Annotated in this window: 9 protein-coding genes and 3 pseudogenes; 9 read left to right on the top strand and 3 right to left on the bottom strand. The window is 68.5% G+C overall.

The genetic code is table 11. The features are described from left to right. Positions 1-179: 179 nt before the first annotated feature. Positions 180-1,379 (top strand): ISAs1 family transposase, encoded by a 1,200-nt coding sequence (locus ACIGXM_RS28460; protein WP_396565749.1) that lies wholly within the window; start codon positions 180-182, stop codon positions 1,377-1,379. Positions 1,380-2,095: 716 nt separating this feature from the next. Here ACIGXM_RS28460 and ACIGXM_RS28455 read toward each other — a convergent pair. Further along, a complete protein-coding gene (locus ACIGXM_RS28455) occupies positions 2,096-2,590 on the bottom strand; it encodes a YkgB family protein (protein ID WP_396565747.1) in 495 nt (164 codons plus the stop codon). 355 nt (positions 2,591-2,945) lie between these two features. Here ACIGXM_RS28455 and ACIGXM_RS28450 point away from each other — a divergent pair, with 355 nt between their 5' ends. The 7 genes and pseudogenes from ACIGXM_RS28450 (at position 2,946) to ACIGXM_RS28420 (ending at position 9,265) form a co-directional block, all read left to right on the top strand. After that, a complete protein-coding gene (locus ACIGXM_RS28450) occupies positions 2,946-3,542 on the top strand; it encodes a winged helix-turn-helix domain-containing protein (protein WP_396565745.1) in 597 nt (198 codons plus the stop codon). Next, positions 3,458-4,027 (top strand): transposase, encoded by a 570-nt coding sequence (locus tag ACIGXM_RS28445; protein WP_396565755.1) that lies wholly within the window; start codon positions 3,458-3,460, stop codon positions 4,025-4,027. Before ACIGXM_RS28450 ends, ACIGXM_RS28445 begins: the two co-directional genes overlap by 85 nt. A gap of 480 nt (positions 4,028-4,507) precedes the next feature. After that, entirely contained in the window at positions 4,508-5,242 is a 735-nt protein-coding gene (locus ACIGXM_RS28440) for a dienelactone hydrolase family protein (RefSeq protein WP_396565743.1), read from the top strand. 118 nt (positions 5,243-5,360) lie between these two features. Further along, a pseudogene (locus ACIGXM_RS28435) lies at positions 5,361-6,668 on the top strand (condensation domain-containing protein). Between the two features lie 181 nt (positions 6,669-6,849). After that, the gene (locus ACIGXM_RS28430; RefSeq protein WP_396565741.1) at positions 6,850-8,046 is read left to right on the top strand and encodes a DUF2332 domain-containing protein; all 1,197 of its coding nucleotides are present in this window, start codon (positions 6,850-6,852) and stop codon (positions 8,044-8,046) included. A 119-nt stretch (positions 8,047-8,165) separates the two neighbouring features. Then, positions 8,166-8,345, top strand: a pseudogene (locus ACIGXM_RS28425) (transposase); the annotation flags it as partial. A gap of 437 nt (positions 8,346-8,782) precedes the next feature. Then, a complete protein-coding gene (locus ACIGXM_RS28420; RefSeq protein ID WP_396565757.1) occupies positions 8,783-9,265 on the top strand; it encodes a hypothetical protein in 483 nt (160 codons plus the stop codon). Positions 9,266-9,379: 114 nt separating this feature from the next. On the opposite strand, the pseudogene ACIGXM_RS28415 reads toward ACIGXM_RS28420, so the two are convergent. Then, positions 9,380-10,032: pseudogene (locus tag ACIGXM_RS28415) on the bottom strand (IS5 family transposase); the annotation flags it as partial. Between the two features lie 138 nt (positions 10,033-10,170). After that, positions 10,171-10,443, bottom strand: coding sequence for a hypothetical protein (locus tag ACIGXM_RS28410; protein ID WP_396565739.1), 273 nt, complete (start codon positions 10,441-10,443; stop codon positions 10,171-10,173). 208 nt (positions 10,444-10,651) lie between these two features. Between ACIGXM_RS28410 and ACIGXM_RS28405 the strand changes: the two genes are divergently transcribed. Then, positions 10,652-11,149, top strand: coding sequence for a SigE family RNA polymerase sigma factor (locus ACIGXM_RS28405; RefSeq protein ID WP_396565738.1), 498 nt, complete (start codon positions 10,652-10,654; stop codon positions 11,147-11,149). Positions 11,150-11,274 lie beyond the last annotated feature (125 nt).

Below are 11,274 nucleotides of genomic sequence, written 5' to 3'. Positions count from 1 at the left end.
ACCACAGCATTACGGGTATCCGCTCAGCAGACCGGAGTCGTTGCGAGGACCTGCCCGGGTTGATGCTGGTCCAGATAGCTGGTGTGGCTCGTGTGTTCGCTGGGCGGAGCGAACGGAAGCAGGCACGGCTTCCGGGTGATCATGAGGTGTCGAGTCCCTGATCACCGCAACGGAAGACCGTGCTTGCCAGATCATCATCGTGGATCCCGACTGGCCTGAGCCAGCTCGCCACCGCGTCACCGCCCGCTCCCGGCGAGCATCCGGGCCTGCTCCAGCACCTGGCCGCAGTCCCCGACCCGCGTCGGCCTGCCGGACGTCGCCATCCCCTGGCCTTCGTCCTGGCACTGGCCGCGTGTGCCGTTCTCGCCGGCGCGAAGTCCCTGGCCGCAATCACGGAATGGGTATCCGACGCGCCGCCGACCGTGCTCACCTCGCTCGGCGGGCCCGTGCGCGAACCGGCGGGACCGGTCGCCCCAGCCGGGGCGACGGTGCGCCGCCTCCTGCAACGCGTCGACGGCGACGCCCTCGACACCGCGATTGGCACCTGGCTCACCGACCGCAAGCCGGAACCAGCCCAGGCTCCGGCCCAGCAACCTCTGCGCGCGCTCGCCGTCGACGGCAAGACCGTCCGCGGCGCCCGGCGACCAGACGGCACCCAGGTCCACCTCCTCGCCGCCATGACCGCAGACGGCCAGGTCATCGCCCAACGCGAGGTCGGCCACAAGACCAACGAGATCACCGTCTTCAAACCCCTGCTCGCCCCGCTCGACCTCGCCGGCACGGTGGTCACCTTCGACGCACTGCACTCGCAGACCGAGCACGCACGGTTCCTGGTCGAGGACAAGCAGGCCCACTACATCGCCGTGATCAAGGGCAACCACCCCACCCTCCAGCAGGAGCTGAGACGGCTGCCGTGGCGGGAGGTGCCGCTGCAGAACAGGATCCGTGCCACCGCGCACGGCCGCGACGAGATCCGGCGCATCAAGACCTGTTCCGTCGCGCGCGGCCTCGACTTCCCGCATGCCGTCCAGGCGGTCCAGGTTGTGCGCCGGCGCCGGACCCTCAGCACCGGCAAGGTCACCCTCGAACGCGTCTACGGCGTCACCAGCCTGCGACCCCACCAGGCGGCCCCGGCCGATCTCGCCTCATGGGTCCGCGGCCACTGGGGCATCGAGAACAAGATCCATCACGTGCGCGACACCACCTTCGCCGAGGACGCCTCCCGCGTGCGCACCGGCACCGCACCCCGGGCGATGGCCAGCCTGCGCAACCTCGCCATCGGCGCACTCCGGCACGCGGGCCACCACAACATCGCCGCCGGACTCCGCCACCACGCCCGTGACCCCAGCCGCCCACTCGCCACTTTCGGCATCACGTGATCAAACCGGACAGATCCTCGGAACGACACCGCCCTGGGAACTCGCCCGCGCTGTGCGCGGTCACTGGCGCATCGAGAACAAGGTCCACTACGTGCGCGACACCTGTGGCACAAGGTCCGCTCCCGCGTCCGCACCGGCCACAGCCCCGAGAACACGGCCACTTTGCGCAACACAGCACTCAATCGGCTCCGCGCGGACGGCGCCACCAACATCGCCGAAGCCGTCCGCGACCTGTCCTATGAACCGTTCGCCAAGCCCCCCGACCTCCTCGGCATCCCTTGACAAGCGCGAATGCCGAGAAATCCGACCTTGCAAGAGCCCTGCTATCTCCGGAGCAGCACGCAGTGACAGACCACGGGTGAAACCGATGAAAGGCGAATGCGTGAACGACTCCACTCCGCCGTGGAAAGCCGAGAGAGGTGTGCTCGCAGTCATCGCCGGCACACCGCTGTCCAGGCCGCTGGATACGCGGCGCTCCAGGAGCAAACGGGAGTCCGCGGCTATCCAGCGGAAGGCAGAGCGTACTTGCAAGGGCTGCCAGGGATGCAGCCCTTGGGGAGCAACACCTGCTGAGAGGGAATTCTGAGCCGGTATGACGGTCTTGTGGTCGCCTGATCGTGTGGGTTTGGGCGGTTCGGGCCGGTCGCGCGGCTTGGTCCCCACAGGCGGTGACCTCGGCCGTCCGGCTGCACTGCTGTAGGTACGCCGATGCTGGATCACTCCACCCTGCGGGGGCCTTCGAGGGCGTCACCGAGTGTCCACAGCGCCGCGCCCAGCAGTACCAAATCCTTGAGGAGGAACTGTCCTGGCATGACCGAGATCGCGGGAAAGCCTCCGGCGGAGGGTTCTGCGACTCCTGGGGTGGTGAACAGGAAACTCAACGTGCCCAGGAAGAGCAGCACGCCCATGAGACTGCCTACCGCCGAAACCTTGGGCCAGAGTGGCCTGACCGCGATGAGTACTGCGGCGATGATCTCCACAGTGCCGAGCACGCCGGACAGAGTCCGGACGCTGAAGATGTTGTAGAGCCAGCTCATGAGTGGGCTGTTGGAGATCAGCGGCTTGATGCCCGTTGCCTCGTACTCCGTGTACTTCATCGCACCGATCCAGGCGACTACGACGACTAGGCCGTACCGGATGACCAGATGACCTACCGTGGTGATCGGGCCGCTCCGCGATCTCAACCCAGTAGTGGAGTTCTCGGCACTCATGACGGGCTCCTCTCGCCCTGTCCGGGCGTACTGCCGCTGGACGGCCCCGCAGCCGGAGACTCCCGGATCTGCCGAAGAAGCGGCTGCCAGCCTCTGCGGCTTGACAGGTGCTGTGTGGCGGGGGTCCTCACCGTCGCCCGAATTCCTGCCGCCACCGTCGCACGAGACGCTCCAGCGGGCAACGCCGTTGGGCTGAAAGTATGAGCCCGCCACTGCCGGATCCGCGACTTCGCTGGCCTTCAGCCCGAGATCGTCCGCTGCTGCGACACCATCCAAACTACTGACCTTGGCGCTTCAAGGTGATTGGCCTGTTTGCGTAGCTGACGGACGGTCATTTGCGCGCTATGCCGTTGGTATGCGCTATGCGGATGGGGGCGGGCTGACGGCGAAGGCACGTCAGCGCCGCGAGTCGGTGCGGCTGGAGGCCGCCACGTTGTTCGACGAAGGTGTCCCACCGAGGGAGGTTGCCCGCAGGTTGCGGGTGACCGCGAAATCGGCCTACCAGTGGCATCAGGCCTGGCGGGAGGACGGGGCCGGGGCGCTGGTTTCACGGGGACCGGGTGGGCAGCGGTGCAAGCTGTCGGCTCGATGCCAGGCCAAGCTCGCCGAGTATCTCGAGCAGGGACCGGCCGCCCACGGCTGGGACAAGGACCAGGTCTGGACCGGCGCGCGGGTCGCCACGCTGATCGGGCGGAAGTTCCACGTGTCCTACAGCGTCTCGGGGGCCACCCGTCTGATGCGTCGGCTGGGCTTCACCCCGCAGGTCCCCGTGCGTCGGGCAGCCGAACGCGACGAGCAGGCCGTCACCACATGGAAGGAGGCGACTTGGGCGGAGGTAAAAGCGCTCGGGCGGCCTGCAACGGCTTCATCTGTCTCGAGGACGAAGCCGGGTTCACCCGCAGGCCGCCCAAGGGACGCACGTGGGGACGCCGCGGCATCACCCCGGTGGTGAAGGTCAGCGGCAGCCGCTCGGGACGGGTCTCGGCCGCCGGGCTGATCGCGATGCGACCGGGCTCCCGGACCCGGCTGTGCCACCGGCTGCGCCGGCACACCGGTCGCAAGGGCGAGCGCCGCAGCCTGTCCGAGCACGACTACATCGGCCTGATCGACGGGGTTCACCAGCTGGTCAAGGCGCCGATCGTGCTGGTGTGGGACCGGCTGAACACCCACGTCTCCCAAGCGATGCGCGACCTGATCGACGCGCAGGACTGGCTGTCGGTGTTCATCCTGCCCGCCTACGCACCCGAGCTGAACGCGGTCGAGTACCTGTGGGCCCACGTCAAACGAAGTCTCGCGAACCTCTCCAGCGTCGCCCTCGACCACCTCGAAGCCCTCGTCCGCAACCGACTCAAACGACTGCAGTACCGCTCCGACATCCTCGACGGCTTCCTCACCGGGACCGGACTTTCCCTCGACCTCCCACCGCCATCACCTTGAAGCGCCGAGGTCAGTAACGGTGGAGTCGGGTATTGGAACTGCCGGAATGCCTTCACAGTGGAAGCCTACGAACGTGGCCAAACCGGACCGGAAGAGTGGCTCCGCTTCGGCCACGTCCGGAGCGTTCGACAAGGGAGTGTTGCGAAGTGCGGTGACGACCGTGCAGCCACAAGATGGGTATCCCCGTCACGGGTAGCGCGTCGACCGGGTTCAGGATCCCGAGGTGTTGACCGAGATCATTCTCGCGAACAGCACCGTGGACTGGGGGCTGGCATCGGCCTTATCCGGTGGGCTACGTTGGCAGCCATGACTACCGGGACGGCATTGCGCCACACACGGATTGGTGACCCGGTGCTCTTCTGAGCGCCGTACGGGCCGGTGCTGGCCCGCTGTTGGATCGAGGGTCTTGCGCAGCTGCGCGGGCTCCGCCTCCGTCGTGTTGATCACAGGCTCGACACGTCAACCACGACAGGAGAATTCATGCCCACCAAGATGCTGCAGATTCCCACCGCGGACGGCCAGGCCGACGCGTTCGCCGCCTTCCCCGACGGTGGCGGGCGGCACCCGGGGGTGCTGATGTACGCGGACGGCTTCGGCATCCGGCCCGTGCTGCGGGAGATGGCCCGCGAACTGGCCGAGCACGGGTACTTCGTGCTCGTCCCCAACTTCTTCTACCGGCACGGCCCGGCACCGGTGATCGAAATTCCCGAACACATTGGAGAAGAGGTCCGGCCCGCGGTCTTCGCCCAGCTGATGCCCTTGATCGAGGCGCACACCGCCGAACGTGTCCTGAGCGACGCCGACGCCTACCTCAGGTTCCTCACCACCCAGCCCGAGGTCAGCGCCGGACTGGTCGCGGTGACCGGCTACTGCATAGGCGGCCTCCTGGCGATGCGCACCGCCGCGGCCCACCCCGGCCAGGTGGCCGCCGTCGCCGCATTCCACGGCCCCGTGGGCGCCGACGGGCCCAACCTCTTCTCCAAGCTCACCGCCCAGGTCCACCTGGGCCACGCCGAAGGCGACATGACACTTGAGGCCCTCGGCGAGCTCAACCAGGCCCTGGACGCCGCAGGTGTCAGCTACACCTCTGAGATCTACCCCGGCACCATCCACGGCTTCACCATGTCCGACACCGACGCCTTCAACCCCGCCGCACTGCAGCGACACTGGGACCGCCTGCTGCCCCTTCTCGGCCGCACCCTGGGCAACGGCTGAGGCTCCGGCCTGGAATCCAAGCCCGAAGTGCACGTCTCCGAAGTCTTAGCGATGTTTCGGAGCCGGTGAGGGCCGGGCGCAGCCCGCCCTCACCGGTGGGTGCGTTTCTTCTGGGGGGATGAGAAACCCCTGGTCAGCGCCTTGCATCTGCGGGAAGTGCGGCAGGCTGCCTGAGCCTGACCGGGAGGCCCGTGCGCGCGAGTTGGCGGAGGCCGAGGCGGCACGCCCCTTCGACCTGGAGCTAGGGCCTTTGATCCGCGGCATGCTGCTGCGCCTGACGCCGACCGAGCATGTGCTGCTGGTGACCGTGCACCACATCACCTCCGACGGACGGTCTGTCGGCATCCTGCTGCGGGAGCTGTCGCACCGCTACCGGGCCCACCTCGCGGGAGCCGACCCGGAGCTGACAGAACTGCCCGTGCAGTAAACCGACTTCGCCGTGTGGCAGCGCCAGTGGCTCAGCGGCGAGGTGCTGGAACGGCAGAGCGAGTACTGGCGGGAGCGACTGGACGGGATCCCGGACCTGCTGCGGCTGCCCTACGACCACCCGCGGCCCGAGGTCACCAGCTACGGCGGATCGCGGCTGTTCTTCGACGTACCAGCTCAGACCGCCACCCTCCTGCGCGAGCTGGCCGACGAGCATCAGGCCACCCTGTCCATGGTGCTGCTGGCTGCCTTCACCACCCTGCTCAGCCGGTACTCGGGCAGCGAGGACGTGGCGGTCGGGGTGCCGATCGCCGGGCGGATCCAGCCGGAGCTGGAGAACCTGATCGGCTTCTTCGTCAACACCCTGGTGATGCGCGCCGACTGCTCGGGCAATCCCTCGTTCGTGGAACTGCTGAGCCGCGAACGGGAGACGGCACTGGGCGCCTTCGCCCACCAGGATCTCCCGTTCGAGCAGATAGTGGAGCACTTCTCGCCGACCCGGGACCTCAGCCGCAACCCGCTGGTCCAGGTCTACTTCCAGCTCCAGCAGCAGGATTACGGGGACCTGTACCTTCCCGGGCTGGCGGCAGCCCGGTTCGACCACGCGCTGACCAATACCCGGCACGACCTGGAACTGCACATGGTCGAGATGGACAGTGATCTGCGCGGCCAATTCGTCTACAGCACCGATCTGTTCGAGGCCGAGGGAGCCGGCCGGCAGATCGCGCAGTTTCGCCAGCTGCTCGACGACATCGCCGGCGACCCGGGCCGCCGGCTGGCGGACCTCGTTCCGCTGACCGAGACCGAGCTCCGCCGGGTCGAGGGACTGCCTCGGCGGCAACTCGCTGACCGCGACCCGGCTGCTGGTGCGGGTCCTGGTGGAGTACGACGTGGAGATCGAAGTGCAGCGGTTCTTCCTGACCACCGCGCTCACCCAGTTGGCCGAGCTGGTGGACAGCACTCCGCTCCCCTGCGGCCGAGGTGGCCGCCCAGCCGCTGATCCGGCAGCCGCGGTCGCAGACGACCTGACCTCGCGCTTCAAGCACCCCTCCAGGGCTGCTTGGATGGACAGGTGACTGATCGTCAGTCCGTCCGGATCCGCCGGCCGCGCGGTGCCGAGGAACCGGCGGACCGCACAGCACGAAGAGCACCGCATCACATCACAGAACAGGAAATTCCCGGTGACCACGACCACCGAGCGGGAAGCTGCCCAGGAGTACCTCCGCAAGCTGTTCCGGTTCTTCGCCCGGACGCAAACCCAGGGCCGCTCGCAGCTCCACACCCTGCTCAGCGAGACCGTCGCGACCGACGACGCGCTGCTCCAACTGCTGATGGACACTCCCGCCTCGCAGCGCCGCCCGAGCCTGCTGTTCGCCGCCGTGAACCACCTGCTGCGCGACCGCACCGAGCATCGGCTGGCCGCCTACTACCCGATCCACGGCGGCGATCGGCCCGTCGACGACCAGGCGCCGGCCGCACTCCAGGCGTTCTGCGCGGAACACGCCGACGAGCTGCGCGAGTTGCTGCTCACCCGCAGCACCCAGACCAATGAGATCCGGCGGTGCTTCGCACTGCGCCTGGGGTTGAGCCGGATCGCCGCCCACTGGTCCGGTCCGCTGGCACTGCTGGAGATCGGCGCCAGCGCCGGGCTGAACCTGCACTTCGACGACTACGGCTACCGGCTCGGCAACCGGTTGGTGCAGCCCAAGGACGGTGCACCGGTGACGCTGTCCAGCGTCGTGCGCGGCGGCGGCCCGGTGCACGAGCTGCTGGGTGAGCTGCCGGCCGTGACCTACCGGATCGGCGCCGACCTGGAACCGGTGGAGCTGTCCGCCGACCCTGAGGCCGGGCCATGGCTCGAGGCGTTCATCTGGCCCGAGCAGGTACGGGAGCTGGCGACGCTCCGCGCGGCGATCAACCTGTCCCGGCGCGAGCCGCACCGGCTGGTGCGCGCCGACGCCGTCCAGGACACAGCGCGACTGATCGCCGAGGTGCCCGAGGAGCTGCCGGTCGTGGTGTTCACGGCCTCGCTGCTCAGCTATCTCGACGCGCAGGCGCGGGCCCGGTTCATCGCCCAGCTGTCCACCGCGGCCCGCAGCCGCAGGGTGGCCTGGCTGTTCACGGAGGCCCCTGGTCTGGTCGCCCGCACCGATGTGACCGTCCCGGGGCTGGCCGGATCACTGCGCGACGTCGGTGACGTGTACTCGGTCGGAATCAGCCTGCGTGACGGGGCCGGGCACCAGGACGAGCTGCTGGCCCTGGCCGATCCCTACGTCGAGTGGATCGCGCCCGCCCGGACCGAGGCGGACGACTTCTCGTGGGCGGTGGCCGAGGGCTTGTACCAGCCCGCCGCGGCTACTGGCGGTGGCGACAAGTGACGGCAGCGGCACAAGAGTTCCCACTGTCGCGACTACAGCAGCGGTTATGGCTGCTGCACCGCATCGACCCCGCCCACGACGTCACCTACGGCTACCGGTTCCGCGGGCTGCTGCAGGTCGAGGGCAAGAATGCCGAGCCGACCGCATGCCTGCTGGACGCGCAGAGCGTGAAGACCTCCGCGAACGTGCCCGCGGCCGGCCAGGGCATCGATGCGGACAAGAAGATCGCCGGCCGCAAGCGTCACCTCGGTGTCGACACCCTCGGTCTGCTCCTGGCCGTCTGGGTCACCGCCGCGAGCCAGATGCAGGGCCGCGAAGCGTTGGTCCAGCAGGTCGACACACTCGTGGATACCGGGCCTCGGCATGCCAGCCCGTTCGCGCATCAACATGACCGCCTGAACATTGCGCCCCGCAGCGATGAGTTGGTCGACATCGACTCGTCCCTCGGCCGGGATCCGGCCCCACAGAGCGTTCTCCACATCGCCATTGAACCGTCTCGCTGGCCTACGGGCCCAGCAGTTTTCGCTCACCCGCACGGGCCCCTCGGCCAGTTGCGTCCTGAAGCACAGGACGCAACTGGGAGCCAAACAGTACCTACAGGACAAAACGCTCTTTAAGTGGCTGATTCGTTTCGACGTCCGCCGAAATCCTTGCGGGTGATGTCGAGCCGCCGTTAGCGTCGTCTGGCCGGCACGGGGGACTCGGCTGCCGTGCGGCGTATGAGAAGGGGGACTCCATGAGGGGCATACGCAACACCCGGGCACTGCGGCGGTGCGCGACCGTGGTGACGGCCGCCGGGGCGGCGCTCGCCCTGTCGCTGGGCCTGGCCACGTCCGCGTTCGCGTCGGGGAAGTACATTGACCTCAGCGGCAACGTGGTGTTCTACGAGAACCAGCCGCACAGCTGGCCGTCCGCGACCGCGCACCTGGACTGGCAGACCGACGGCAACCTCGTCCTGTACTGCAACAACGGACGCGCGATCTGGGCCAGCAACACCCGCTACCACGGTGACAACGAGTTCGTGCAGTTCATGGGCGGCCACATCGCGATCTACGCCCACGAGCTGTCGGGGGGGCAGGAGGGCTGGTTCTGGCAGTGGGGCGCGTACGGCGCGAACTACCTGTCCTTCGCCTACGTGCAGGACGACAACAACTTCGTGATCTACAACGCGGGCGGCGGCGTGGCGTGGGCCAGCAACACCTACCACGCGTGCGGGTGAGACCGGGCCTGATCGGCCGGCCTTGAACAGCTCTGCCCCGCGGACGCCGATGGTGTCCGCGGGGCACAGCTGTGTCGTTCGGGTGTCACCGGGTACTCCAGCTGCGCGGCGCGTTCGACGTGCCACGCGGTGACGCACCAGTGGAGGTCTTGGCAGCCGCGGTCGAGCATGAGGTCGATGCTGTCGGCGATCGCGTCGCGTGCCCGGCGGAGGTTCATGGCGATGGCGCGGGCGGCCCCTCGTCCCTCGGATGCGCGGGATCGCGTCGAGCAGGGGCAGCAGCTGGGTGACGTCGTGCCGGTTTCCCCCGGTCAGGGTGATGGCCAGTGGGGTGCCGTGCGCGTCGGTGATGACGTGATGCTTGGAGCCCGGCCGGGCGCGGTCGACCGGGCTCGGCCCCGTTTTGGGCCGCCCCGACGGGCCTGGTGGTGCGAGCCGTCGATCACCGCCCGCGACCAGTCCAGCTTCCCGGCGCGGTGCAGCTCGGTCAGCAGCACCTGGTGCAGCCGGCCCCAGACGCCGGCCTCGTGCCAGTCCCGCAGCCGTCGCCAGCAGGTCATCCCGGATCCGAAGCCCAGCTCCTTCGGCAGCCACTCCCACTGGATGCCGGTGCGCAGCACGAACAGGATGCCCTGCAGACACCCGCGGTCGTCCAGCGGCAGTCGACCGGCGTTGCGGGACCGGCGCTGCCTGACCGGCAACAGCGGTTCCATCCGCCCCCAGAGGTCATCCGACACCACCCACGGAGGGCCCTTCCCATTCCCCATGCCTCGTTCAACGGGCCACCGAAGAAGGGGACATGCCCTCACCGGAGCCTCCTGTTAGCTCCTCTAAGGGCCGATCGTGTTCCGCCCCGGCGAGTGCAGGGGCGGAACACGACGGCAACCCGGAGAGACGGTGGGCCATCATGAGGGCATGCCGATGAAGCCGGCGTTCTTGGCCTGCTCAGGGGTGAAGTAGGCCAGCCGCAGCTGGTGCAGGATCTCCTTCGCGATCGCCCCGGTGAACGCCGCGGAACCACCGAAGCCGAACTCGACGAGGCTGCCGGTGTAGCCGCCGTCGGCCCGGACGAGCTCCAGCAGGTGGTGTGCGCCTGCTACTGGAAGTGCCGCGGGGAAGCAAGAGCGGAATGCCCACGATCGGTACCTGCAACGGTCCGTCGATGCCGCCCAGCGCAAGGACGGCGTCCGGCCGCCTCATGGGATGTCCGTAGGCCGCAGCCGATGGAGCCCAGGCAACCGTCACTGGGGAAGCTGTTCCTCCCGCCGATCCGGAAACATCCCTGTCCTGCTGGCTGCTGTGGCTTGCGTCACACCATGTCAACCTGCGGGGGTCACCAGTGCGTAGACCTTCCGAACCAACCAGCCACCGCTAGGAGCCCCACCCTTGACCGAGGAGGAGTTCACCGAGTTCTACACACACTCGGTGGCCCGGCTCACCGGCCAGATCTACCTTGTCACCGGTGACCTGCACGAAGCCCAGGACGTCGTCCAGGAAGCATTCGTGAAGGCATGGGCACATCGCTCAGCCCTGGTGCGCGACCACGCCCCCGAAGCCTGGGTCCGAACGACAGCGGGACGACTCGCGGTCTCTCGCTGGCGCCGTGCCCAATCCGCTGCCAGGGCCTGGCTCCGGCACGGTCACCCCTCGACCGTGGCCGAGCCGGGTCCCGGCCACGTCGACATCGCCGCCGCGCTGCGTACCCTTCCGCCACGGCAGCGCCTGTGCGCCGCCCTCCACTACGTCTGCGACCTGCCGCTCGCCCAGGTCGCGAGAGAGACGGGTATTGCCGAAGGCACCGTCAAAGCCCACCTCGCCCGTGCGCGTGCCGCCCTCGCCCCCCTGCTCACCGCCACCGAGGAGAGTATCGATGGCCTCCGATGACGAGCGGATCGCCGCCACGCTCCGGCAGTCCGCCGACCTCGCCGCCGCCCGCATCCGCCCTGTTCCCGCCACACGGATCAGCCAGCTCGGGCGACGCCGCCGGACACGGAACACCGCCGCCATGG

The sequence above is a fragment of the Kitasatospora sp. NPDC052896 genome, assembly GCF_044547075.1.
Lineage (GTDB): Bacteria > Actinomycetota > Actinomycetes > Streptomycetales > Streptomycetaceae > Kitasatospora.
The sequence above is the reverse complement of the archived record's forward strand: the minus strand, read 5'-3'. Positions and strand labels throughout refer to the sequence as shown.

Coding starts and splice junctions, on each gene's coding strand:
- ACIGXM_RS28455 (WP_396565747.1), bottom strand. CDS start 2,590: ATGAGTGCCGAGAACTCCACTACTGGGTTGAGATCGCGGAGCGGCCCG.
- ACIGXM_RS28450 (WP_396565745.1), top strand. CDS start 2,946: ATGCGCTATGCGGATGGGGGCGGGCTGACGGCGAAGGCACGTCAGCGC.
- ACIGXM_RS28440 (WP_396565743.1), top strand. CDS start 4,508: ATGCCCACCAAGATGCTGCAGATTCCCACCGCGGACGGCCAGGCCGAC.
- ACIGXM_RS28420 (WP_396565757.1), top strand. CDS start 8,783: ATGAGGGGCATACGCAACACCCGGGCACTGCGGCGGTGCGCGACCGTG.